Raw genomic sequence first — 23,848 nt, 5'->3', positions numbered from 1 at the left:
CGTCCCCGGACAGAGCCGACACATCCCGTTGAGGACCCTGAGTCAGTCAGGCGGTGGGTCAGACCCCGCCGGGGAACGCTCACGTACATCCTCACGGTCAGGCGACGATCATGTAGATCCCGTACGTGACCGCCGCCACGCACAGCCCGAAGCAGGCGTACGCGCCGGTGCGCGCCAGCGCGACCGATCCGCCGGAGGCGCTGCTTCCGGCTGTGGCGGACTGCTTGGAGAGGGCGACGATGCCCAGGGTGAAGAGGCCGACCAGCGCGACGGTGACCACGAGACTGACACCGAAGACGGAGGCGAGAGCTGCCCAGTCGATTTTCATGCGGATCTGTCCTTACACCTTGGCCGGCGGCCGGGCCGGGTCGTCGGGCGCCGAGGCCGGAGCCGGGATGGTGGTTGCGAGGTCGAGGGCCGGGCCGCCGACGGGCGGCGGCTGGACCGCGGCGATGGCCGTGGTGACGACGCCCTGGGGCTCGTCCGCGCCACCGTCCGTGTCGTTGACGTTGGTGTGGTCGACCGGCTGGCGGCGCGAGGCCCGCCAGATCGCGAAGGAACCGCCCACGAGCACGATCGCGGTGACGGTGATGCCCCAGGGGCCCTGCTTGGTCAGGAACTCGGCGCCCGCGCCGACCAGACCCGCGGCCGGGAGCGTCAGGCCCCAGGCGACGAACATCCGGGTGGCGGTGGACCAGCGGACCACGCCCCCCTTGCGGCCGAGGCCCGCGCCCATCACGGCGCCGGAGCAGGACTGGGTGGTGGAGAGCGAGAAGCCGAGGTGCGAGGAGGCCAGGATGACGGTCGCCGCACTGGTCTGGGCGGCGAAGCCCTGCGGCGGCTGGAGGTCGGTCAGGCCCTTGCCCATGGTGCGGATGATGCGCCAGCCGCCGAGGTAGGTGCCGAGCGCGATGGCGAGGCCGGCGGAGACGATGACCCACATCGGCGGGTTGGAGCCGGGGGCGAGGACGCCGCCGGTGACCAGGGCCAGGGTGATGATGCCCATCGTCTTCTGGGCGTCGTTGGTGCCGTGGGCGAGCGAGACGAGACCGGCGGAGGCGATCTGTCCGGCCCGGTAGCCCTTGGCCGTCGACTTCAGCTGGTTCTCGTCGGTGACGTTCCGGTTGATCCGGTACGTCAGCCGCGTGGCCAGCATCGCGGCGAGGCCGGCCACCAGCGGGGCGGCGAGCGCCGGGAGCAGCACCTTGGTGACGACGGTGCCGCCGTCGATCGAGGACCAGCCGGCCGACATGACCGCCGCACCGATCAGACCGCCGAACAGGGCGTGGGAGGAACTGGAGGGCAGGCCCACCAGCCAGGTCAGGAGATTCCACAGGATGGCGCCGACGAGCGCCGCGAAGATGACCTCGGTTCTGAGGCCGTCCTCGTTGACTATCCCGCCGGAGATCGTCTTGGCGACCTCCACCGACAGGAACGCGCCGATCAGGTTGAGAACGGCGGACATCGCCACCGCTGTCTTGGGCTTCAGAGCGCCGGTCGAGATGGTGGTGGCCATCGCGTTGGCGGTGTCGTGGAAACCGTTCGTGAAATCGAACACGAGAGCTGTCACGACCACAATCGCAAGCAGCAGCGTGATGTGTTCCATTTACCCAGGCAATCGTTCGACGTCAGTGGCTCGTGGACCGTAGGCAACCTGGGTGAACGGAAGATGAACTGGATGGGGCATCGCGGTGACTCCAAGCGGAGTGGGTCGCTTCCGCTTGTGTGCGGGAGGGGCTACGGGATGCCTGTGGGGTGCGGCGTGGACGGCCCTTTGCCGCCCGTTGGCGAACATTTTGAACGGCTGTCGGGCACCCGGAGGAGATCCGCGTCACTCCCCATGTGACGTTCCGGTTGCGCGCGTTCGCGCCTACGCTCGGCCCATGAGCGAGCAGCACCCGGAATCCGTCGGGGAGACCTGGCGGGACCTCGTCGCGACGGCCCGCCGCAGCGCGGCGGACGGCCTGGTCGTCGGCACGTCGGGCAATGTGTCGGCCCGCGTCGGCGACCTGGTCCTGGTGACGCCCAGCGGGGTGCCCTACGACCGGCTCGGACCCCACGACGCGGTCGGCGTCGACCTGGCAGGACGCCAGGTCCTCGGGGACCTCGGGCCGACCAGCGAACTCCCCCTCCACCTGGCGGTCTACCGCTCCACCGACGCCGCCGCCGTGGTGCACACCCACGCCGTGCACGCCACCGCCGTCTCCACCCTCGTCACCGAGGTGCCGCTCGTCCACTACGCGGCCGCCCTCCTCGGCGGCCCCGTCCGCACCGCCGCCTACGCCCGCTACGGCACCCCGGAACTGGCCGACGCCATGCTCGGGGCCCTGCGCGACCGCACCGGCTGCCTGCTCGCCAACCACGGCACGGTCACGTACGGCGACACGCTCGACGCGGCCTACGAGCGCACCGCCCAACTGGAGTGGCTGTGCCGCCTCTGGCTCACCGCGAGCTCCGTGCCCGGCCGCACCCCGGCCCTGCTCGACGCGGCCCAGCTGGACGAGGTGACCGAGGCGCTCAAGGAATACGGCCAGCCCGGCTGACCCGCGCCTGGAGGGTCGGGCCTGCTCCCGTCCTTGGACCGTCGGGGCCTGCTCCCGCCCCTGGAGCGTCGGGGTCCGGCGTCCCCGGACGGTCGGGGCCGACGCCTGCGGACGGTCCGGGCCCGGCGTTTCTTCCCCGGACTGCCGGGGCCCGGATTCCTGCCCCCGGCTCCCGGATTCCTGCCTTCGGCCCCTGCCCTTGCCCTGACGCCTGCCCTGGCTCCTGGCTTCGGGCCCCGGCCCCGGCCACTGCCCCTGGCCCCCTGCCTACGGGCCCCGCCCGCACGGACGGCCCCGTCCGCTGGCAGGCCGCCTTCCGCCCCACGACACTGAAGCGGTGCGCCCGGTAACCGCGACGGCAACGGCCGTCACCACGATCCTCGGCGTCGGTGCGGCAGCGGTCGCGGCCGGCCGGTACGCCAGCGGCGTCGCCCTCAAGGCCGCGCCCGGACGTCCCCTGCCCGCCGACCGCAGACTCACCGTGCACGCCGCGGCGGACGGGCAGGTCACCCTGACCCGCTCCTTCTCGGCGCTCCGGCCCGGCACCTACGGCCTGGCCGGACCCGGGGTCCACGCGATCGTCGGGCCCGTCGTCGAAGGGGCCTCCCAGGCCGCCGACACCGTCGTGCGGAGACTGGAGAGCGTCGGCCGGGGCCTCCTCGAACCGGGTGCGAAAGTGCGGCTCACCCCCGCGCTGTACGGCGGTGATCCGGGCAGCGACCTCGGCCTGGACCACCAGGAGGTCGAGATCCCCGGCGAGCTGGGAATCCTGCCCGCCTGGTACGTCCCCGGCGCGCGCGACACCTGGGTCATCACCGTGCACGGCCTCGGCACCACCCGGGCCCACCCCATGAACCTGACGGGGTTCCTGCACCGACAGCGCCTCCCCGTGCTCCACCTCGCCTACCGGGGCGACCCCGGAGCCCCCCGCCCCGCCGACGGCCTCGGCCACTTCGGCGCCTCCGAGTGGCGCGACCTCGACGCCGCCCTTCGCTACGCCCTGCGCCGCGGCGCCCGGAACGTGATCGTCCACGGCTGGTCCACCGGCGCCACCACGGCCCTGTACGCCGCGGTCGAATCCCCGCTCCGCGACCGGATCAGGGGTCTCGTCCTCGACTCACCGGTACTGGACTGGCCGGTCACCCTGCGCGCCCTGGCAGCCGCCCGCGGCGTCCCGGCCGCCCTGCTGCCGCTCGCTGTCCGCGCCGCCCAGGGCAGGACCGGGATGGGCGGCACCCCGGTGCTGGAGACCTCGGCGCCGGCCTCCCTGCGCACCCCGACCCTGATCCTGCACGGCCCGGACGACACGATCGCCCCCTGGGAGTCCTCCCGCGAGCTCGCCGCCCGCCGCTCGGACCTGGTCAGCCTCCACGCCGTACCGCAGGCTCCGCACGCGTCGATGTGGAACGCCGGACCGGCCCGCTACGAGGAGGCCCTGCGACGCTTCCTCACGCCCCTGATGTGAGCCGATGGGGTGAACTCTCCCCTTTGCCGTCGCGCCGGGGAAACCTTTCACGTACCGGTGAAACGCCTTCCGTTTGGGCTTTCGGGCCGTCAGGGGCAAGACTGCTCCCGTGACGTCCCGTACCCCGCGCGACTCCAGGCTGCGACTTGTCCGCCCGCGACCCCTTGCCACCGCCCGCAAGGCCGTGACCACCCGGCGCACCAGGCCGGCCCTCCGGCCCCCCGAGGGCACCCCGCCCCGTACGGAACTGGCACGCCAGGCCAGGGCGGTGCTCGCCGACGCCGTGCGTATCGCCCACTGGGCGGCCGGCCCGCCGGGGCCGGGCACCGCCGCCCCGCTCGCGGCCCCTGCCCTCGAACGGGCGGCCACCGCCCTGGAGCTCTCCCCGGCACAGGTCCGCGCGGGCTGGGACCGGGCCCGGCTGGCCGGACTCATCGAACTGCACGGCGACACCGCCCGCCCCGGCTGGCGGCTGCGCGCCTGGGACCGGGACGACTCCGCCGTCCTCCGCGGCTGGGTGGCGCTCTTCGACGCCTGGTCGCTCGTCCACGCCGCCCCTGCGGACATCGAGGCGGGAGCCGTCGCCGAAGCCGTCGAGGCCGTGCCCCAAGTGCTCTCCCTCCTCCAGCTCTCCGCGGGCCCCGTCACCGTCCCCGCCCTGCTGGACCTGCTCGGCCAGCGCGTCGCCGAACTCCAGGAGGAGCGCTGCGAAGTGCCCCTGGGACCCGGCAGAACCGCGTCCGCCGCCCCGGCGGAGACCGCTGCCCCGGCAGAGGCGGCGGGGGCCGCCGCCGGATCCGCCCGGAGCGACGGCCTCAACGCCCTGCTGCTCGACTGGGCCCTGGAGGGCCTCGCCGCCGTCGGGGCGCTGACCCTCGGCAAAGGGCACGCCACCCTCACCCCGCTCGGCAACTGGGCGGTCTGGGTCAAGCTGGAGCAGATCTGCGTCGCCGCCCAGAGCCCGGCCGGGAACATCGAGCAGTCGGCCGCCGACATGCTCCTCGGCTGCGCCCGGCTCACCCCCGGCCCGGCCCGCGACGAATACCGCGCCTGGCTCGCCGCCCGCACCGTCGGCAGCGCCGTCGCCGAACTGCTGGCCGTCGCCCGGGGCGAGGACGCGCTGCTGCGCGGACTGGCCTTCGAGGCGCTGAGGGTCGTCGGCGCCCCCGCCGAACCCGAGGTCCGCGCCGTGCTCGCCGAACCCTCGCTGCGCCCCTACGCGCTGCTCTGGCTCGCCGAGTACGAGGGCAACGACCCGGACGACGCCCAGGACGTCCTCAGCCGCGAGGAATCCACCTGGCTCTGGGTCGACACCGCGGCCGCCGTCGCCGACCACGGCGAGACCGGGCTGCTGGTACGCCACCTCGACTCCGCCGTCCAGGGCACCGTCCCGGCCCTGCTCGACGAGGTCAGGGCCGTCGGCCACCCGCGCACCGTCCAGGTCCTGGTCGCCCTGGCCGCGGCCCACCCGGACCCGGCCCTGGCCAAAGCGGTCCGCCGGGCCGCCTTCCAGGTGCACACCGGAGGAGCCTGAACCGCCCGCCCCGGGGTCCGCTCAGCCGGATCCCGGGGCGTACGTCCCGAAGCTCCACACATTGCCCTCGGCGTCCCGTGCCATGTAGTCCCGCGAGCCGTAGTCCTGGTCGGTCGGCTCCATGAGGATCTCCACGCCGAACTCCTTGGCCCGCGCGTAGTGCTCGTCCACCTCGTCCACCACCACGTACACCCCCGCCGGGCCCGCGCCCGCCATCGCCTGCGCGAACACGCCGTCGCCTCCCCTGGAGCCGAGCATCACCCTGCCGTTGCCGCAGGACAGCTCGGCGTGCAGCACACTGCCGTTCTCGCCCTCGTAGACCGCCTCCTCGGTGAAGCCGAGGCCCTGTGTCAGTGTTCTGATCGCCGCTTTCGCGTCGTCGTACAGCACCGTCGGGTAGATCGTCGGAACCCCGCTCACCGCGCCGGTCATGGCACTCACCTCTTCTGATGTCCGTACACCTGATGTGATCTGCGTCTCAGTCTTCCACCGGGCACTGACAAAGCCCTCCCGAAGTAAAACCCCGCAGGTCAGGGGCGTTCGGCTCAGGTGAGGGTGCTGGGCGCCCGGACCCCGCCGCAGCGGCCGGCCCGCGGCTCCGCCCTCATCGCGTCGCTGTTCGCGCCCGGAATCCGGCTGCCGCGGACGTCCTGGGCCTCGGAGGCGTCCGGACCGGTGCCGCGGTCGAACCGCGCGGTCGCACCACCCTCGGGCTCGGGCGGGCGGGAGGGGGCAGTCCCGCGCCGGGTGGCGGACGGTTCGTCCCGCCGGGCACGCGGTAAAGGACTTGTGTACCGCCAGTAGAATGGGCCGTATGGCCTTCCTCCTTGTGCATTAGCGGCGTCGAGAGACCTCCGCCCTCGTCCCTCCGCCGTCCATACTGCCCTGGAGTTTTTCCGTGATCACCGCTTCCGGTATCGAGCTGCGTGCCGGTGCCCGCATCCTCATCGAATCCGCTTCCTTCCGTATCGCCAAGGGCGACCGCATCGGCCTCGTCGGCCGCAACGGAGCGGGCAAGACCACCCTCACCAAGTGCCTCGCGGGCGAGGGCACCCCCGCCGGGGGCACCATCACCAAGTCCGGCGAGGTCGGCTACCTCCCGCAGGACCCGCGCACCGGCGACCTCGACATCCTCGCCCGCGACCGCATCCTCTCCGCCCGCGGCCTCGACACGATCCTGCGCAAGATGCGCGAGAACGAGGACCGGATGGCGAACGGGCAGGGCGCCACCCGCGAGAAGGCGATGAAGAAGTACGAGCGCCTGGAGACGGAGTTCCTCACCAAGGGCGGGTACGCCGCCGAGGCCGAGGCCGCCACCATCGCCGCCGCGCTCAGCCTGCCCGACCGGGTCCTCGGCCAGCCCCTGCACACGCTCTCCGGTGGTCAGCGCCGCCGCGTCGAGCTGGCGCGGATCCTCTTCTCGGACGCCGACACCCTGCTCCTGGACGAGCCCACCAACCACCTCGACGCCGACTCCATCGTCTGGCTGCGCGACTACCTCAAGTCCTACCGCGGCGGCTTCATCGTGATCTCCCACGATGTCGACCTGGTCGAGACGGTCGTCAACAAGGTGTTCTACCTCGACGCCAACCGCTCCCAGATCGACGTCTACAACATGGGCTGGAAGCTCTACCAGCAGCAGCGCGAGGCCGACGAGAAGCGCCGCAAGCGCGAGCGCCAGAACGCCGAGAAGAAGGCCGCGACCCTCAACGCGCAGGCCGACAAGATGCGCGCCAAGGCCACCAAGACCGTCGCCGCCCAGAACATGGCCAAGCGCGCCGACCGGCTGCTCTCGGGCCTGGAGGCCGTGCGGGTCTCCGACAAGGTCGCCAAGCTGCGCTTCCCCGACCCCTCGCCCTGCGGCAAGACCCCGCTGATGGCGGAGGGCCTGTCCAAGTCGTACGGCTCGCTGGAGATCTTCACCGACGTCGACCTCGCCATCGACAAGGGCTCCCGCGTCGTCATCCTCGGCCTCAACGGCGCCGGCAAGACCACCCTGCTGCGCCTGCTCGGCGGCGCCGAGAAGCCCGACACCGGCGAGATCATCGAGGGCCACGGCCTCAAGCTCGGGTACTACGCCCAGGAGCACGAGACCCTCGACCCGGAGCGCACGGTCCTGGAGAACATGCGCTCCGCCGCGCCCGACCTCGACCTCGTCGCGGTCCGCAAGACGCTCGGCTCCTTCCTCTTCTCCGGCGACGACGTCGACAAGCCCGCGGGCGTCCTCTCCGGCGGCGAGAAGACCCGGCTCGCGCTCGCGACCCTGGTCGTCTCCTCCGCCAACGTGCTCCTGCTCGACGAGCCGACGAACAACCTCGACCCCGCCAGCCGCGAGGAGATCCTCGGCGCGCTGCGTACGTACAAGGGCGCCGTCGTCCTCGTCACCCACGACGAGGGAGCCGTCGAGGCGCTCCAGCCGGAGCGGATCATCCTGCTCCCGGACGGCGTCGAGGACCTCTGGGGAGCGGACTACCGCGACCTCGTCGCCCTCGCCTGATCCACCGGGGATGGATCATTCGGCCTACGCGTGATCCATCATCTGTGTGAGAACGTCTCGTACTCCGGTGGTGCGCCCCGCGCTCACCCGCCGTGCGCCCCTTTTCCGGCCGTCTCTCCCCGTACGGCCCTGACCTGGCTGTTTTCCGGCCGGCTCAGGCCGTGCGCCCTCGTGCGTCCGCTGGAATCAGGGATTCCGCTTGTGCCGACGCGCTTCTCGTACGGGAAACCGTGCGCACCGACCTTGCCGAATGGGTGGCCAGGAAGCGTGGGAGGGGTGATCATGAGAGTCCAGAGCGCACTTCCCATGAGGAGGCACGGGTGGCCGAGACTCTGAAGAAGGGCAGCCGGGTAACCGGCGCCGCGCGTGACAAGCTCGCGGCAGACCTGAAGAAGAAGTACGACTCCGGTGCGAGCATCCGGGCGCTGGCCGAGGAAACCGGCCGCTCCTACGGATTCGTCCACCGGATGCTCAGTGAGTCCGGAGTGACGCTGCGGGGACGCGGCGGCGCGACACGGGGCAAGAAGGCCGCTTCGGCCTGAGGCCTCTGCGTTTGCGGTGTGTTCGGCGTCATTCGGGCCCAACGGAATTCGGGGTGGCCACCCGGCTGATCGCAAGGTCGTCCGGGTGGTTACTGTTCAGTCACTTCTTTCCGAGTGCTGACTGCACCCCATCCGGAGGCGCCCCATGACCTCGCTCGACACTGTGCTCGACAAGGACGGCGTACGGCTGACCGTCGACGACGCCGTCGCCACGGTGACGCTCACCCATCCGGCCAAGCGCAACGCTCAGTCTCCCGCTCTGTGGCGGGCGTTGACCGAGGCCGGACGGGCGCTGCCCGGCACGGTGCGGGTTGTGGTGCTCCGCGGCGAGGGCCAGTCCTTCTCCGCGGGCCTCGACCGGCAGGCCTTCACACCCGAGGGCTTCGACGGCGAGCCGTCGTTCCTCGACCTGGCGCGCGGCCCGGAGGCCGAGCTCGACGCGACCATCGCCGAGTACCAGGAGGCGTTCACCTGGTGGCGCCGCAACGACCTCGTGTCGATCGCGGCGGTCCAGGGCCATGCCATCGGCGCCGGCTTCCAGCTCGCCCTCGCCTGCGATCTGCGGATCGTCGCCGAGGACGTGCAGTTCGCCATGCGCGAGACGAGCCTCGGCCTCGTTCCCGACCTCACGGGCACCCACCCCCTGGTGCACCTCGTGGGGTATGCCCGCGCGCTCGAAATCTGCGCCACCGGCCGCTTCGTACACGCCGAGGAGGCCGAGCGCACCGGCCTCGCCAACCTGGTGGTCCCCGCCGACCAGCTCGACGCGGCCGCCCGCGACCTGGCCGGGGCCCTGGTGGGGGCCCCCCGCGACGCCGTCGTCGAGACCAAGGCCCTGCTCGGTGGCGCGCTCTCGCGTGACTACGAGCAGCAGCGCGTCGCCGAGCGGGCCGCCCAGGGCCGCCGGCTCCGCGACCTGGCGGGCATCACCGACTGACCACGTCCGTGACCAGCACCGACACCGGCAGCCGCTCCTCCGTGGCCGCCGCCACCGCCGTACGCACCGACCGGGCGACGTCCAGCGCCCGGTGGTCCCCGGCCGTCGCCACCTCGACCCGTACGTGGTCCCGGGCGGTGTGCACCGGGCTGCCCAGGACCCGGGTCAGCGAGACGACGCCCGGCGCCCCGGCGGCCGCCCTCGCCACCGGGCCGTCCGGCTCCGCGCGCGGAGCCGCCGGCGCGGTCGTCGCCGTCACCTGATCGGGCGTACCGTCCTCCAGCAGTGCCGTCACCGTCAGGTCCACCTCGGCGATCTCCAGACCCAGCCGGGCGGCGGCGGCCGTGAGGAGCGCCGCACGCAGAGCGGTCGCGGCGTCGGGCAGCGGCCGGTCCGGGGCCGCCGAGAACTCCGCCTCGATCCGCAGCGGTCCCGGCGGCAGTGCGCTCGGCGGAGCCGGGGGCGGCACCGGGTCCGCCGGGTCCTGCGGAGCGCCGCCCCCGGCCGCCGCTTCCGCCGCCGGACCGATGCGCACCTTCCCCAGCGCCGTCCCCGGGCGGGCCGCCGCCGCGCGCAGCACCGAGGCGGCAGCCGACTCCGCGATCCACGTGCCGTCCGCCGGGCCGCCCAGTGGCAGCAGCCTGCCCAGGCCCAGCTGTTGCCGTACCCCAGCGGTCCAACCGTCGACCCTCCGCGGGCCCCGCGCCGTTGTCATTGCCCCAGCCTGCCGCATCCATGGCGCGCGATGGGGAAAGCGCACTTAACGTGGGCAAGGAAGTCCAATCCTGCCCCGAAGGGAAGAGCGGCGATGACTGACACCTCTCAGCACAACCCCAACAGCGCCCCGGGCGACAAGACCCTCGGCAAGCGCGGCGGCGGCGATCCCGGCACTCGGGGCCGTACCACCATCGCCGACGGCGTCGTCGAGAAGATCGCCGGGATGGCGACACGCGATGTGGCCGGTGTCCACGCGATGGGCAGCGGCCTGTCGCGGACGTTCGGCGCCGTCCGCGACCGGGTACCCGGCGGCGGCAAGTCCGTCACCCGCGGTGTGAAGGCGGAGGTCGGCGAGTCCCAGGCGGCCCTCGACCTGGAGATCGTCGTCGACTACGGCGTTTCCATCTCCGACGTGGCCCGTGACGTACGCGAGAACGTCGTCGCCGCGGTGGAGCGCATGACCGGCCTCGAAGTCGTCGAGGTCAACATCGCGGTCAGCGACGTCAAGCTGCCCGACGAGGAGGACGACGAGGACGAACCCGAGCAGCGGGTCCAGTAGTCCTTCCGCATCTCCGTCGCACGGCAGTTGAGGAGAGAACACGATGAGCATGGCTGTGACCGGTCTGCTGGCCGGCATGGCGCTCGGGTTCGCCGGATATTTCGGCGGGTTCGGAGCGTTCGTACTGGTGGCCGCGCTGGGCGCGATCGGCTTCATCGCCGGCCGCTTCCTGGACGGCGACCTGGAGCCCGGCGACTTCTTCCGGAGTCGCGAGCGCGGCGACCGGCGAAGGTGACGGCGGTGACCGGCCGGGTCGCCGCCGCCGAGCGGGGCGAGACCCGGATCGCCGACCGCGTCGTCGCCAAGATCGCCGCCCAGGCGGCGAAGGAAGCGGTCGACGAACCTCCTGCGGACGGGGCGTCGCCGCGTGCCACGGTCACCGTGCACCGCGACGCCGCCCGGGTCCGGGTCAGCCTGGAGCTCGGCTACCCCTGCGACATCGGCCGCCAGTGCGGCGCCGTACGCCGCCAGGTCGTCCAGCGGGTCAAGGCGCTGGCCGGCCTGGAGGTGCCCGAAGTGGCCGTGCAGGTCGAACGGCTGCACCCCGCCGGAGCGAGCGCCGCCGCACAGGGGAGGATCCGATGACCGAACCCGGTGAACCGACCGGCTCCACCCGGCGGATGCCCACCGTGGAACAGCGCGACGGCGAGGCGCCCACGCCGGCCCCGGACGCGTCGGCCGACGCCCGCGCACCGGTCCCCACCCTGGACCAGGGCGACGGCCGGGCCGGCCGCTTCTGGTCCGCGCGCCGGGTCCCGGCCGCGCTGCTGGCCCTCGTGCTCCTGGGCGCGGCCGGACTGCTGCTCTACGACATCGCCGCCGTACGGGCCGGGTATCCGGCCATGCAGTGGCGCCGCTCCCTCGCCGACGGCCTGGCCGAACGGCACCTGGACGACGTCCTCGTGCTCGTCGGAGCCGCGGTGGCCGCGGCGATCGGCCTCTGGCTGATCCTGCTGGCCCTCACCCCCGGACTGCGCGGCCTGCTGCCGATGCGCCGCGACCGCGCCGACGTCCGGGCCGGACTCGACCGCACCGCCGCCGCACTGGTCCTGCGGGACCGGGCCGTGGAAGTGCCCGGCGTGCAGTCCGTTCGGGTCGGGGTGGGCCGGCGCAGGGCGAAGGTGCGCGCACTCTCGCACTTCCGGGAACTCGACGACGTGCGGACCGATCTGGACGCGGCGCTGGAGCGGGCCGTCCGGGAACTGGGCCTGGCGAAACCGCCGGCGCTCACCGTCCAGGTACACCGACCGGCGAAGAAGGGATGAGCGGCATGCGTTCCACCGTCAACCGGGTCCTGCTGGCCCTGGCCGGGCTGGTGCTGGTCGTCGTCGGCGGAGCCGTGCTCGCCGCCGGCCTCGGCGCGTCCGTGCCGTCCTGGTGGCCCTGGGACGGCGGGAGCGATGTGCTGCTCAGCGCGGCCGACCGGGGCCGCCGGCGCGACGAGGGCTGGTGGTGGCCGACCGTGATCGCCGTCCTCGCCGTCCTCGTGGTCCTCGCCCTGTGGTGGTTCCTCGCCCAGCTCCGCCGCGGCCGGCTCACCGAGCTGATGGTGGACAGCGGCGACGGCGAAGGGGCGCAGCTGCGGGGCCGCGCCCTGGAGGGCGTGCTCGCCGGGGAAGCCTGCGCGCTGGACGGAGTGGCCCGCGCCCAGGCGGTCCTGACAGGCCGGCGCACCGCGCCCCGGGCCCGGCTCCGGCTGCTGATGGAGCCGCACGCAGCGCCCCTGGCGACGCTGAACGCGGTCGCCGACGGGGCGCTGGCGCACGCCAGGGACTCGGCCGGCCTGGACGCACTTCCCGCCGAGGTGCGCCTCAAGGCCGTCAAGCACCGCGCGGAACGGGTGTCCTGACGGCCTGTCGGCGTACGGAGGCTCAGCCCGCGGGCGTACGGAGGGTTGAGCCGTCGGCGTACGGGAACGAGGCTGTTCGCGTACGGGGCACGGGCCCGGCCGGTCAGAAGCCGTGCCGTGATCCTCCGTCGACCGGGACCATGATCCCCGTCAGGTAGGAGGCGGCGGGGGAAAGCAGGAAGGCCGCGGTCCTCCCGAACTCCTCCGGCGTCCCGTAGCGCCGCAGCGGGATCCGCGCCTCGTTGGCGGTGCGGGCGGCCTCCGTGTCGCCGGACAGGGCGTCCAGTTCACGGACCCGGTCGGTGTCGATCCGGGCGGGCAGCACGCCCACCACCCGGATGCCGCGCGGGCCCAGCTCGTCGGCCAGCGACTTGGCGAAACCGGCGAGTCCGGGGCGCAGGCCGTTGGAGATGGTCAGCCCCGCGATCGGCTCATGGACCGATCCGGAGAGCACGAAGCCGATCACGCCGCCCTCGCCGAGTGCTTCCGCCGCCGTCCGGGCGAGCCGTACCGCTCCCAGGAACACCGTCTCGAACGCCGTCTGCCACTGGTCGTCCGTGTTGTCCGCGAGGAAGCCGGGGGCCGGTCCGCCGACGCTGATGAGGATGCCGTCGAGCCGTCCGAAGCGTTCCCGGGCCGTGTCCACCAGGCGCCGGGCGGCGCTCGGGTCGGCGTTGTCGGCGGCCAGCCCGACCGCGTCCGGGCCCAGCTCGGCGGCGGCCTCCGCGACGGACTTCTCGTCCCGGCCGGTGACGATCACTTTCGCGCCGTCGGCGGCCAAGGAGCGGGCCGTGGCGTTGCCGAGGCCCCGGGTCGCCCCGGTGACGATGTAGACGCGGTCCTTCAGTCCAAGATCCATGGACCTATCCTGCCGGGTCCTCACCGGCGAGGTCGACAGCGGAGTTCACCAGTCCGATATGGCTGAACGCCTGGGGGAAGTTGCCCAACTGCCGCCCCGCGGCGACGTTGTACTCCTCGGCCAGCAGCCCCAGGTCGTTGCGGAGCTCCAGCAGCCGTTCGAACAGGGCTCGTGCCTCGTCCGGCCTGCCGGTCCGCCGCAACGCGTCGACCAGCCAGAACGAGCAGACGATGAACGCCCCCTCGTCGCCCGGCAGTCCGTCCACCGAGTAGCCCTCGGTGCTGTAGCGGCGGACCAGGCCGCCGCTGCCCAGCTCGTCGCGGACCGCGTCGACCGTGCCGATGACCCGGGGATCGTCCGGCGGCAGGAACCCGGTCCGCACGATGAGCAGCGTCGAGGCGTCGAGCTCCCGTGACCCGTAGGACTGGGTGAAGGTGTTCCGTTCGGGGTCGTACCCCTTCTCGCAGACCTCGGCGTGCACGGCGTCCCGCATCGCCCGCCAGCGCTCCGCGTCACCGGGCAGCTCCGGGTTCTCCTCCAGCGAGCGCACCGCCCGGTCGGCGGCGACCCAGGCCATCACCTTGGAGTGCACGAAGTGCCGCCGGGCACCGCGGATCTCCCACAGCCCCTCATCCGGTTCACGCCAGGTCGACTCCAGGAAGCCGAGCAGGCTGAGCTGGAGGTTCCAGGCGTGCGGCTTGCTGTCGAGACCGGCGACGCGGGCGAGGCGGAGCGCGTCGATGACCTCGCCGTACACATCGAGCTGACGCTGACGGACGGCCGCGTTGCCGGTGCGCACCGGCCGGGAGTGTTCGTACCCGGCGAGCCAGGGCAGCTCCGTCTCGGGCAGCCGGCGCTCGCCCGCCAGCCCGTACATGATCTGGAGGTCGGCCGGGTCCCCGGCGACGGCCCGCAGCAGCCAGTCCCGCCAGGCCGCCGCCTCCTCCAGATAACCGGCCGAGACCAGCGCCCCGAGGGTCAGCGTCGCGTCCCGCAGCCAGCAGAAGCGGTAGTCCCAGTTCCGTACGCCGCCGATCTCCTCCGGCAGGGAGGTGGTCGGGGCCGCCACGATGCCGCCCGTCGGGGCGTACGTCAGCGCCTTGAGAGTGATCAGGGAGCGCAGCACGGCGTCCCGGTAGGGGCCTTCGTAGGTGCAGAGGCCGGTCCACTCCGCCCAGTCGTGCAGGGTGTGCTTCAGCGCCTTGCGCGGGTCGATCAGCTTGGGGCGCTGGGCGTGCGAGGGGTGCCAGGTCAGCACGAACGCCACGCTCTCGCCCTCGGCGACGGTGAACGAGGAACAGGTGCTGAACTGCTGGCCCCACGTCTTGACCGGCGGTTCGCTGCGCAGCCAGACGGAGTCGGGGCCCGCGACCGCCACCCGGTGGCCGTGCGAACGCCGTACCCAGGGCACCACGGATCCGAAGTCGAAGCGCAGCCGCAGCACCGAACTCATGTCGACGCTGCCGCTCACGCCCTCGACGATCCGCATCAGGTCCGGCGTCCTGTCGCGCTGCGGCATGAAGTCGATGACCTTCACCGTGCCGGTCCGCGTCTCCCAGTACGTCTCCAGGACCAGGGAGTCACCTGCGTACTCCCGCCGGGTGCAGGTGTCCGAGGTGTTGGCTCCCTGGGGTGCGATGCGCCAGTGGCCGTTCTCCTCGTCGCCGAGCAGGGCGGCGAAGCAGGCGCCGGAATCGAAGCGGGGCAGGCAGAGCCAGTCGACGGAACCGTTCCTGCCGACGAGCGCGGCGGTCTGGAGATCGCCGATCAGGGCGTAGTCCTCGATACGTGGGGTCACGCCTGGCGTTTTCCCGAACCGGGCCGTTGTCAACCAGCCAACCGGTCCGACAGCGTGCCGGAGACCTCAGGCGCTCGCCGGTGCGGGCTGCTCCGCGGCGTCGGCCGTGGCGTTCTCGGCCGCGGCCTGCTCGCGGTCGCGCTTCTCACGGCGTACGAGAATCATCCAGCCGACCGGGACCGCGGCGACGAACAGCCACCACTGGACGGCGTACGCCATGTGCGGGCCGATCGAGCTGTCGTCGGGGGAAGCGATCTGCTCGGGCAGATCACCCGTCGGCCGGGGAGCGGTCTGTTCGATGTATCCGCCGAGGACCGTCCGGGACAGCAGCTGGGACTGCTGGTCGCTGTTGATCAGCATCACCTGCCGGTCCGGCAGGCCCCCGAGGTCCTTGATGCCGCTGCTGCCGGTCGTCTCGTCCGCCTTGAGGCGGCCGGTGACGGTCACTTCGCCCCGGGGAGCGGGGGGTACGTCGGGGAAGTCGGTCTGGTTCGGCGCGGCCGGGACCCAGCCCCGGTTGACCAGGACGGTGCCGCCGCCCCTGAGGTCCAGCGGGGTCAGGACATGGACGCCGAGGCGGTCGTCGTTCGAGGTCCGGCGGCGGACGACCACCTCGTGCTCGGTGTCGAACGTTCCCGTCGCGGTGACCGTCCGCCAGTAGTCCGAGCGCGGGACGGTGTGCCCGGGGGAGGTGAGACCGGCGACCGGGACCGGCCGCGCGTCGAGGTTCCGCGAGATCAGCCCGTTCTGCTCGACCCGGTGCTCGTGCCGGTGGAACTGCCAGAAGCCCAGCTCGATCATCGTCGGGATCAGCACGAGGCCGAGCAGGGTGAGGAGCACCCATTGCCGGGTCAACAGGAAGCGGTACACCCCATGACCGTACAACCGGGGTCATGGGGTGCGGCACTCAGGGTACGACCGGAGCCATCCAGCAATGAGGTGTTCCGTCACACTTTGTCCACGATGCCTGCCTTCCCCTCGGCGCGGGCGCAGTGGGCGCCGCAGTACCAGTGCCCGTCCGCCTCGACGCCCTGCCCGATCACCTGGACCCGGCAGTGCTCGCAGATCGGCGCCATCCGGTGGATGGCGCAGGAGAAGCAGTCGAAGACGTGCACCGCGCCCTGCGCGTGCACCTCGAAGGACATGCCGTAGTCGTTTCCGCAAACCTCGCAACGTGCCATGCGCCACAGGGTGGGATGCCCGGCGGCTGCGGGGCGAGCGGCTGCCGGGCGAGTCGCGCCCGGTTCACTCCGATGACGGGATACCGACGGCGTTCACTCCGGTGACGGGCTTCCTTCCGATGCCGGCGGGGGCGCCTGGCGCGGCAGCGCCGTCCCATCGGCCGGGGCGACATCGCGCAGCAGATGGGTGAAGGCGCTCTCCTCCAGGATCGGCGTGCCGAACGCCTTGGCCTTCTGTGTCTTGGAGGTGGCCGCGTCCGGGTCGTTGGTCACCAGCAGGCTGGTCAGCCGGGACACGCTGGTCGCCACGTGCAGGCCGGCCTCCACCGCCCGGTCCTCCAACAGCTCCCGGTCGATCGAGGTGTCCCCGGAGAAGGCCACCCGCATCCCCTGCTGGAGCGGCTTCTCCTTCTCGTACCGCCCCGGGTTGGGATACGGGCAGGCCGGACGCTTGCGCGAGGGCCGCCAGCTGTTCTGCTGCCGCGAGGGCTGATACCCGACGCGCGGGGCGACGGGGGAGTCGGACCACTCGGTCAGCGGCCGGCACTCCAGCAGCGGCAGCCGCACCCCGCCCCGGGCCGCCGCGTGCAGGCTCGGCCGGAACGCCTCGGCCAGCACCCGGGCGTCGTCCAGGGCGTGGTGGGCCTGCTGCTGTACGACTCCGAAGTGCGCGGCGAGGGAGGCCAGCTTGTGGTTGGGCAGCGGCAGGCGCAGCTCCTTGGCCAGCGCGATCGTGCACAGCCGGTGCTCGACCGGGGCGACCACCGAGGCCCGTGCGTACTCCCGGGCGATCATCGACCAGTCGAACGCCGCGTTGTGCGCGACGAGCACCCGGTCCGCGAGCCGCTCCGACAGCTCGGCCGCGACCTCCGGGAAGAGCGGTGCGCCTTCCAGGACATCGCTCGTCAGCCCGTGGATCCAGACGGGACCGGGGTCCCGCTCCGGGTTGACCAGCGTGTACCAGTGGTCCTCGACATCGCCCAGGGCGTCCAGCCGGTAGACGGCGGCGGACACTATCCGGTCGTCGCGGGCGAGTCCGGTGGTCTCCACGTCGACGACCGCGTACCCCTGGGGGTAGGCGGTCGGCCACGCTGCGGCTGTCTGGCGGTCGTCGAGCATGGTCACAGACAATACGGGCCATGACTGACAGTCCCCTATTCGGCCGTCGCCATGGCCCCGGTCCACCGCTGCTGGAACTCCGGACCCGCCGCGTCAGGGCGTGGGTTGACCCGGTCCCGTAGCTCCCGCGCCCGGCCCGCCGTCCCGCCCGGGGCGGCGGCTCCTCGGCGGCTGTGGCTTGGTGGCTGGCCGTGGCGTGGCGGCCGCGCCGATCGCCGTCGCGGCCGACCGTGACAGCGCAACTTCCCCTCCCTGCCGGACACATGCGTTCCTCGCCCCGGGCTGTGCGGCGGATCCTGCGGCGCGGGCGATTGGCAGAAGGTGCCAAAGACTGCTGACACCAGGTCTCGCATACTTGTGGGTAACAACGTCTAGCCCCCGTCGGCCCGCGGCCCTACGGTGCTCGCATGGAGCCGAACCTGCCCGATGTCGTGCTGTGGTCAATACCGGCCTTCGTGCTGCTCACCGTGATCGAGATGGTCAGCTACCGCCTCCACCCGGACGAGGACGCCGCCGGGTACGAGACCAAGGACGCCGCCACCAGCCTCACCATGGGCCTCGGCAGCCTGGGCTTCGACCTGCTGTGGAAGATCCCCATCCTGGCGGTCTACATGGGGGTCCATGAGCTGACGCCGCTGCGGGTGCCGGTGCTGTGGTGGACCGTCCTGCTGATGCTCCTGGCCCAGGACTTCTTCTACTACTGGTCCCACCGCGGCCACCACGTGATCCGGATCCTGTGGGCCTGCCATGTGGTGCACCACTCCAGCGAGAAGTTCAACCTCACCACCGCGCTGCGCCAGCCCTGGACCTCCGCGACCGTCTGGCCGTTCTACCTGCCGCTGATCGCCTGCGGGGTGCACCCGGCGGCGCTCGCGTTCTGCCAGTCGGCCAACCTCGTCTACCAGTTCTGGGTGCACACCGAGCGCGTCGGCAAGCTCCCGCGCCCCTTCGAGTACGTCCTCAACACGCCCTCCCACCACCGCGTCCACCATGCCTCGCAGGGCGGCTACCTGGACCGCAACTACGGCGGGATCCTGATCGTCTGGGACCGGATGTTCGGCTCCTTCGCGGCCGAGACCGAGCGGCCCGTCTACGGGCTCACCAAGAACATCGCCACCCACAACCCGCTGCGCGTCGCGACCCACGAGTACGCCGCCATCGCCCGGGACGTCCGGGCCGCCGACACCTGGAGCGAGCGGGCCGGGCGGGTCTTCCGGGGGCCGGGCTGGCGGCCGAAGGCGGGAGCGGGAACCCCGGGCCCCGCCACCCCGGCACCCGCTTCCGTACCTGCCCAGGTCCCCGCCGCCGCTTCCGCCCCTATTACCGCTTCCGCCCCCGCTGCCGTCGCCGCCCCTGCTTCCGCCGTCCCGGCCCCGGAACGCACCCCGTGACCGCCACCGCGTCCCGCCCCGGCGGCACGGGGCACACCGGACGCGCCGCGCGCTTCGCCCGCCCCGTGCTGCTGGCCTTCCTCCTTGCCGCGGCCGTCGACCTGGCCGGTCTCCTCGCCGGTGCCGAGACCGTCCACCTGGTCGCCAAACCGCTGCTGATGCCGCTGCTCGCCGGGTACGCGGCACTGCGCGGCGGACCCCGGCTGCTCGTCGCGGCCCTGCTGTTCGGGTGGGGCGGCGATGTCTTCCTGCTCGCCGACAACGACCCGGCCTTCCTCGTCGGCATGGGCTCCTTCGCCGTCGGCCACGTCTGCTACCTGACGCTGTTCGGCCGCGACCGGGCCCGCGCGCCGCTGGCCACGGGCGCCGGATACGTCCTCGTCCTCGTCGTCTTCCTCGTGCTGATCTGGCCGGACCTCCCGGCGGAGCTGCGTATCCCGCTGACCGGCTACAGCCTGCTGCTCACCGCCATGGCCTGGCGGGCGGGCGCACCGGGACGGTACGCGGCGGCCGGCGGGGCGCTCTTCCTGCTCTCCGACGCCCTCATCGCCACCGGCATCGCCGCCTGGCCGCAAGCGCCCGCTCCCGACTTCTGGGTGATGTTCACCTACATCGCCGCACAGGGCCTCCTGACCCTCGGCGTGCTCACCACGGCGGCGCCGGGCCGGGGAACCGGGGCGTACCGCGAGCGGGGCATCAGCGTCTGAGACGTGCGGGGAACGGGCCGCGGGGCCGGGGAGATCGATCTCCCCGGCCCCGCGGCTTCCGTCAGGTCGTTCTGCCGGCTGTCCTGCTACCAGCGCACCGCGTCCAGCGCGTCCACCACTCCGGACCCGTAGAAGCCGTTGTAGTGCTTGCCGCCTTCGCAGACCGCGTCGATGACTCCGTCGCCGTTGATGTCGTACGGCTCACCGCACGCCTTCGCGTCCGACTGGAGCGTCAGCAGCGCCTTCACCGCGGCCGGCGGGGCGTAGGGGTGCCTCGACTTGATCAGCGCCACGACGCCCGCGACATGCGGGGACGCCATCGACGTACCGGCCTTGTAGCCGAACTTGCCGTCCGGCAGGGTCGACAGGATCAGCCCGTTGACGGCCGGCGGCTCGGGGGTCTGGTAGACCGTCGAGTCGCCGCCCGGGGCCGCCACGTCGATGACCCCCTTGCCGTAGTTCGAGTACGAGGACTTCAGGCCCTTCGCGCCCGTCGCGGAGACCGTCACGACGCCCGGCAGCATGGTCGGGATGTCCGGGCACATGCTCGGGTCGATCGTCCGGGTGACCGTCTCGGTGTCGTTCGGGCTGGTCGTGTCCTCGATCGCGTCGACCGCCAGGTCGTGGCGGGAGTTGCCCGCCGCCGCGACGTTGACCGTGCCCTTGCGCTCCGCGTACTTCACGGCACGGGTGAGGGCGTCGACCAGGGCGCCCTGGTCCGGGTCGTTCTTGCAGTTGAACAGCCACGGGTCGGTGTAATAGCTGTTGTTGGTCACCTCGACGCCGCGCTCGGCGGCCCAGAGGAACCCGCAGACGACGGCCTCGGTGTAGAAGAACCCGTCCGGGTTCGACACCTTGATGCCCGACACCTTCACACCCGGGGCGACGCCGGTGATCCCGAAACCGTTCTTCGCGGCGGCGATGGTGCCCGCCACATGCGTGCCGTGGCTGCTCTCGCCCGCCGCCGGACGCCAGGAGCCGGCGGTGGTGTCCGGGGCGCCCGAGACGCAGTTGGCCGAGGCGCGGCTGTCGAAGTTCGGAGCCAGGTCCGGGTGGGTGTCGTCGACGCCGGTGTCGATGACGGCGACCGTCACCCGCTTCGACCCCAGCGACTTCTGGTGCGCCTTGTCCGCCTTGATCGCGGGCAGCGACCACTGGAGGGGCTCCAGCGGGTCCTCGCCGGCCTTCGCGTCCGCGGCGGCGGCCGCCGCCTCCTCGGCGGTGAGCGGCTGAGCTATCGAGCCGACGTCCTTGGTGGCCTGCGGAACGATCGGGTTCGTGCGGGTGGCGCCCGCCGATGCCACGCCGCGTACCCGGCGGATCGTTTCGCCGAACGCCGGGTTCTGCGAGTGGACGACGATGACGCCGATCTGCTCATAGGCGATGACGACAGTGCCGCCGGCCTTGGCGATCGCCTTCTTGACGTGCTTGGCGGTGCCGTGGCCGCCGCGGGTGTTGACCACGTAGGACAGCTTCGGCCCGTCGGTCCGCACGCTCGCGGAGGCCTGCTCGCCGGTGGGCGCCGCCGTGGCCGTGGCCGTCGGCAGGAAGCCGAGCGAGGCGGTCAGCGCGAGCCCGACGGGCACCGCGAGAGCGCGGGTCCGTCTCGATGCCAGATGAGCCATGGGTTCTCCACATCATCCGTGCCGAACGACCGGACACCTGGCGTGGCCGGTCGCGTACATGACGAGTGAAGCTATCGCTGATCATCCCGGCGTATCAACGCTTACGGGCAAGTGAGTTCGAAGAGTGACCGATGCGGCCGAATGTGAACGGGTGACGTCCGGGCAACCGGACGCTCCGCGACACCTCCAAGAAGGCGAAAGACGCGGTGAACCGCTTCGTCGCGCCCTCCGTGCCGTTGTCCAGGAGGCACATCTCCATCCCCCGCAGGTAACGAGGCCTCCTATGACACCCACCGTTCCCCAGACCACCGCACCCGCGTCGCGAGGAGATTCCGTGGCTACCGATGCACCGCCGTCCGAGGGCGGTTCGCCCGCCGGACCCGCCCAGCCCACCACCGAGGCGTTCATCGCGATGCAGGCGAGCCCGGACTTCGCCGACCTGCGCCGCTCCCACCGCTCCTTCGCCTTCCCGCTGACCATCGCCTTCGTGACCTGGTACCTGCTCTACGTCCTGCTCTGCAACTACGCGGGCGGGTTCATGGCCACCAAGGTCGCCGGCAACGTCAACATCGCGCTCGTCCTCGGAATCGCCCAGTTCGCCACCACCTTCCTCATCGCCTGGCTCTACTCCCGGCACGCCGCCACCAAGCTCGACCCCAAGGCCGACGCGATCAAGTCCCGTATGGAGGCCGACGTATGAGCGCCGCCCACGCCCTTTACCCCACCGTCCAGCTGGCCGCCACCGAGGGGGCGGGCGAGCACCGGCCGCTGATCATCACACTGTTCGCCGCCTTCGTCGTGGCGACCCTGTTCATCACCGTGTGGGCGGGCCGCCAGACCAAGAGCGCCGCCGACTTCTACGCGGGCGGCCGCCAGTTCACCGCCTTCCAGAACGGACTCGCGGTCTCCGGCGACTACATGTCCGCCGCGTCCTTCCTCGGCATCGCCGGAGCCATCGCGCTCTTCGGGTACGACGGCTTCCTGTACTCCATCGGCTTCCTCGTCGCCTGGCTCGTCGCCCTGCTCCTGGTCGCCGAACCGCTGCGCAACTCCGGCCGCTACACCATGGGCGACGTCCTCGCCTACCGGATGCGCCAGCGCCCCGTCCGTACTGCCGCCGGCACCTCCACGATCGTCGTATCGATCTTCTACCTGCTGGCGCAGATGGCCGGCGCGGGTGTCCTCGTCTCGCTGCTGCTCGGCATCACCAGCGACGCCGGGAAGATCCTCATCGTCGCCCTGGTCGGCGTGCTCATGATCCTTTACGTCACCATCGGCGGCATGAAGGGCACCACCTGGGTGCAGATGGTCAAGGCCGTCCTGCTCATCGCGGGCACCCTGCTCATCACCTTCCTGATCCTGCTGAAGTTCAACTTCAACATCTCCGACCTGCTCGGCACCGCCGCCAGCAACAGCGGCAAGGGAGCCGCCTTCCTGGAGCCCGGCCTGAAGTACGGCGTCGACGGCGTCTCGAAGCTGGACTTCATCTCGCTCGGCATCGCCCTGGTCCTCGGCACCGCGGGCCTGCCGCACATCCTGATCCGCTTCTACACCGTGCCCACCGCCAAGGCCGCCCGTAAGTCCGTGAACTGGGCGATCGGCATCATCGGCGCCTTCTACCTGATGACGATCGTGCTCGGCTTCGGCGCCGCCGCGATCCTCAAGCCGGGCGACATCATCGCCTCCAACAAGGCGGGCAACACCGCCGCGCCACTCGCCGCCCTGGAGATCGGCGGCGGCTCCGGATCCACCGGCGGCGCCATCCTTCTCGCGGTGATCTCCGCCGTCGCCTTCGCCACCATCCTGGCCGTCGTCGCCGGACTCACCCTCGCCTCCTCCTCGTCCTTCGCGCACGACATCTACGCCAACGTCATCCGCAGGGGACAGGCCACCGAGAAGGAGGAGGTCCGCGCCGCACGCTGGGCCACCGTCGCCATCGGCATCGTCTCCATCGCGCTCGGCGCACTCGCCCGCGACCTGAACGTCGCCGGGCTCGTCGCCCTGGCCTTCGCTGTCGCCGCCTCCGCCAACCTGCCGACGATCCTCTACAGCCTCTTCTGGAAGCGCTTCACCACGCAGGGGGCCCTCTGGTCCATCTACGGAGGCCTCGCCTCCTCCGTCCTGCTGGTGCTCTTCTCGCCGGTCGTCTCGTCCAAGCCGACCTCGATGTTCCCGGGCGTCGACTTCGCCTGGTTCCCGCTGGAGAATCCCGGCCTGATCTCGATCCCGCTCGGCTTCCTGCTCGGCTGGGTCGGCTCGCTGCTCTCCAAGGAGAAGCCCGACACGGACAAGTACGCCGAACTGGAGGTCAAGTCCCTCACCGGCGTCGGAGCCCACTGAGCACACCGGAGCGGGCCCCTCCGGCTCACCGCTGACGGGCCCCTTCGGCAGATCACCCACCACCCGCGGCCGGGGGGGGGGGGGGGGGGGGGGACCCCCCCCCCCCCCCCCCCCCCGCGGCCCCCCCGCCCCCCCCCGCCGGGGGGGCCCCGGGGGGGGGGGGGCACGACTGCCCCGGCGCCGCG

The 23,848-nt window shown here is 72.1% G+C and carries 25 protein-coding genes; 15 read left to right on the top strand and 10 right to left on the bottom strand.

Features of this window, described 5'->3' with window-relative positions; translation table 11 throughout:
- Positions 1–97 precede the first annotated feature (97 nt).
- Positions 98–328, bottom strand: a complete 231-nt coding sequence (locus ACGF2Y_RS32745) for a hypothetical protein (protein ID WP_392954965.1) — start codon at positions 326–328, stop codon at positions 98–100.
- Positions 329–340: 12 nt separating this feature from the next.
- Positions 341–1,606 (bottom strand): anion permease, encoded by a 1,266-nt coding sequence (locus tag ACGF2Y_RS32740; RefSeq protein ID WP_392954963.1) that lies wholly within the window; start codon positions 1,604–1,606, stop codon positions 341–343.
- A gap of 277 nt (positions 1,607–1,883) precedes the next feature.
- On the opposite strand from ACGF2Y_RS32740, the gene ACGF2Y_RS32735 reads away from it, so the two are divergent.
- The 3 genes from ACGF2Y_RS32735 to ACGF2Y_RS32725 all read left to right on the top strand — a co-directional run bounded on the left by ACGF2Y_RS32735 (position 1,884) and on the right by ACGF2Y_RS32725 (position 5,542).
- Entirely contained in the window at positions 1,884–2,543 is a 660-nt protein-coding gene (locus tag ACGF2Y_RS32735; RefSeq protein ID WP_392954961.1) for a class II aldolase/adducin family protein, read from the top strand.
- Between the two features lie 337 nt (positions 2,544–2,880).
- Entirely contained in the window at positions 2,881–4,008 is a 1,128-nt protein-coding gene (locus ACGF2Y_RS32730) for an alpha/beta hydrolase (RefSeq protein ID WP_392954959.1), read from the top strand.
- A 184-nt stretch (positions 4,009–4,192) separates the two neighbouring features.
- Positions 4,193–5,542: a hypothetical protein gene (locus ACGF2Y_RS32725; protein ID WP_392954972.1), complete on the top strand. Its 1,350-nt coding sequence runs from the start codon at positions 4,193–4,195 to the stop codon at positions 5,540–5,542.
- A 21-nt stretch (positions 5,543–5,563) separates the two neighbouring features.
- On the opposite strand, the gene ACGF2Y_RS32720 is transcribed toward ACGF2Y_RS32725, so the two are convergent.
- A complete protein-coding gene (locus ACGF2Y_RS32720; protein ID WP_392954957.1) occupies positions 5,564–5,974 on the bottom strand; it encodes a VOC family protein in 411 nt (136 codons plus the stop codon).
- Between the two features lie 466 nt (positions 5,975–6,440).
- Between ACGF2Y_RS32720 and ACGF2Y_RS32715 the strand changes: the two genes are divergently transcribed.
- The 3 genes from ACGF2Y_RS32715 to ACGF2Y_RS32705 all read left to right on the top strand — a co-directional run bounded on the left by ACGF2Y_RS32715 (position 6,441) and on the right by ACGF2Y_RS32705 (position 9,518).
- Positions 6,441–8,039 carry an ABC-F family ATP-binding cassette domain-containing protein gene (locus ACGF2Y_RS32715; protein ID WP_007459479.1) on the top strand — a complete coding sequence of 533 codons (1,599 nt, stop codon included), beginning with the start codon at positions 6,441–6,443 and terminating at the stop codon, positions 8,037–8,039.
- 320 nt (positions 8,040–8,359) lie between these two features.
- Positions 8,360–8,581, top strand: coding sequence for a helix-turn-helix domain-containing protein (locus tag ACGF2Y_RS32710; RefSeq protein WP_006123601.1), 222 nt, complete (start codon positions 8,360–8,362; stop codon positions 8,579–8,581).
- Positions 8,582–8,726: 145 nt separating this feature from the next.
- Positions 8,727–9,518, top strand: a complete 792-nt coding sequence (locus ACGF2Y_RS32705) for an enoyl-CoA hydratase/isomerase family protein (RefSeq protein WP_392954955.1) — start codon at positions 8,727–8,729, stop codon at positions 9,516–9,518.
- On the opposite strand, the gene ACGF2Y_RS32700 is transcribed toward ACGF2Y_RS32705, so the two are convergent.
- Positions 9,508–10,233: a hypothetical protein gene (locus ACGF2Y_RS32700; protein ID WP_392954953.1), complete on the bottom strand. Its 726-nt coding sequence runs from the start codon at positions 10,231–10,233 to the stop codon at positions 9,508–9,510. The two genes, ACGF2Y_RS32705 and ACGF2Y_RS32700, sit on opposite strands and share 11 nt — an antisense overlap.
- 93 nt (positions 10,234–10,326) lie before the next feature.
- Between ACGF2Y_RS32700 and ACGF2Y_RS32695 the strand changes: the two genes are divergently transcribed.
- The 5 genes from ACGF2Y_RS32695 to amaP are packed head-to-tail and all read left to right on the top strand — an operon-like array spanning position 10,327 to position 12,643.
- Positions 10,327–10,794 carry an Asp23/Gls24 family envelope stress response protein gene (locus ACGF2Y_RS32695; RefSeq protein ID WP_392954951.1) on the top strand — a complete coding sequence of 156 codons (468 nt, stop codon included), beginning with the start codon at positions 10,327–10,329 and terminating at the stop codon, positions 10,792–10,794.
- 43 nt (positions 10,795–10,837) lie between these two features.
- Complete coding sequence (locus ACGF2Y_RS32690) at positions 10,838–11,029, top strand: hypothetical protein (RefSeq protein WP_392954949.1); 192 nt, start codon at positions 10,838–10,840, stop codon at positions 11,027–11,029.
- Positions 11,026–11,379 (top strand): Asp23/Gls24 family envelope stress response protein, encoded by a 354-nt coding sequence (locus ACGF2Y_RS32685; protein WP_392954947.1) that lies wholly within the window; start codon positions 11,026–11,028, stop codon positions 11,377–11,379. The genes ACGF2Y_RS32690 and ACGF2Y_RS32685 overlap by 4 nt, the downstream gene beginning before the upstream one ends.
- Positions 11,376–12,059: a DUF6286 domain-containing protein gene (locus ACGF2Y_RS32680; RefSeq protein WP_392954945.1), complete on the top strand. Its 684-nt coding sequence runs from the start codon at positions 11,376–11,378 to the stop codon at positions 12,057–12,059. Before ACGF2Y_RS32685 ends, ACGF2Y_RS32680 begins: the two co-directional genes overlap by 4 nt.
- Positions 12,060–12,064: 5 nt before the next feature.
- Positions 12,065–12,643, top strand: a complete 579-nt coding sequence (gene amaP, locus ACGF2Y_RS32675; RefSeq protein WP_392954943.1) for an alkaline shock response membrane anchor protein AmaP — start codon at positions 12,065–12,067, stop codon at positions 12,641–12,643.
- A 103-nt stretch (positions 12,644–12,746) separates the two neighbouring features.
- Here amaP and ACGF2Y_RS32670 read toward each other — a convergent pair whose 3' ends face one another.
- From ACGF2Y_RS32670 to ACGF2Y_RS32650, 5 genes are all read right to left on the bottom strand, one after another.
- Positions 12,747–13,502: an SDR family oxidoreductase gene (locus ACGF2Y_RS32670; protein ID WP_392954941.1), complete on the bottom strand. Its 756-nt coding sequence runs from the start codon at positions 13,500–13,502 to the stop codon at positions 12,747–12,749.
- Between the two features lie 4 nt (positions 13,503–13,506).
- Positions 13,507–15,300, bottom strand: coding sequence for a glycoside hydrolase family 15 protein (locus ACGF2Y_RS32665; RefSeq protein ID WP_392954939.1), 1,794 nt, complete (start codon positions 15,298–15,300; stop codon positions 13,507–13,509).
- A gap of 66 nt (positions 15,301–15,366) precedes the next feature.
- Entirely contained in the window at positions 15,367–16,170 is an 804-nt protein-coding gene (locus ACGF2Y_RS32660) for an SURF1 family protein (RefSeq protein ID WP_392954937.1), read from the bottom strand.
- Between the two features lie 77 nt (positions 16,171–16,247).
- Complete coding sequence (locus ACGF2Y_RS32655; RefSeq protein WP_006123591.1) at positions 16,248–16,481, bottom strand: hypothetical protein; 234 nt, start codon at positions 16,479–16,481, stop codon at positions 16,248–16,250.
- Positions 16,482–16,574: 93 nt separating this feature from the next.
- Positions 16,575–17,606, bottom strand: a complete 1,032-nt coding sequence (locus ACGF2Y_RS32650) for a DEDDh family exonuclease (protein ID WP_392954936.1) — start codon at positions 17,604–17,606, stop codon at positions 16,575–16,577.
- 401 nt (positions 17,607–18,007) lie between these two features.
- On the opposite strand from ACGF2Y_RS32650, the gene ACGF2Y_RS32645 reads away from it, so the two are divergent.
- Positions 18,008–18,991, top strand: a complete 984-nt coding sequence (locus ACGF2Y_RS32645; protein ID WP_392954934.1) for a sterol desaturase family protein — start codon at positions 18,008–18,010, stop codon at positions 18,989–18,991.
- Entirely contained in the window at positions 18,988–19,698 is a 711-nt protein-coding gene (locus ACGF2Y_RS32640; protein WP_392954932.1) for a lysoplasmalogenase, read from the top strand. Before ACGF2Y_RS32645 ends, ACGF2Y_RS32640 begins: the two co-directional genes overlap by 4 nt.
- 86 nt (positions 19,699–19,784) lie before the next feature.
- Here the strand turns inward: ACGF2Y_RS32640 and ACGF2Y_RS32635 are convergent, their stop codons facing one another.
- Positions 19,785–21,323 (bottom strand): S8 family serine peptidase, encoded by a 1,539-nt coding sequence (locus ACGF2Y_RS32635; RefSeq protein ID WP_392954930.1) that lies wholly within the window; start codon positions 21,321–21,323, stop codon positions 19,785–19,787.
- 334 nt (positions 21,324–21,657) lie between these two features.
- On the opposite strand from ACGF2Y_RS32635, the gene ACGF2Y_RS32630 reads away from it, so the two are divergent.
- Positions 21,658–22,023, top strand: a complete 366-nt coding sequence (locus ACGF2Y_RS32630; RefSeq protein ID WP_392954929.1) for a DUF485 domain-containing protein — start codon at positions 21,658–21,660, stop codon at positions 22,021–22,023.
- Complete coding sequence (locus tag ACGF2Y_RS32625; protein WP_392954927.1) at positions 22,020–23,663, top strand: cation acetate symporter; 1,644 nt, start codon at positions 22,020–22,022, stop codon at positions 23,661–23,663. The genes ACGF2Y_RS32630 and ACGF2Y_RS32625 overlap by 4 nt, the downstream gene beginning before the upstream one ends.
- Positions 23,664–23,848: the final 185 nt, after the last annotated feature.

The organism is Streptomyces sp. NPDC048142, from assembly GCF_043202835.1.
In the GTDB taxonomy this organism is placed as follows: domain Bacteria; phylum Actinomycetota; class Actinomycetes; order Streptomycetales; family Streptomycetaceae; genus Streptomyces.
Note: the sequence above shows the minus strand (reverse complement) of the source record. Positions and strands in the feature narration are given on the sequence as shown.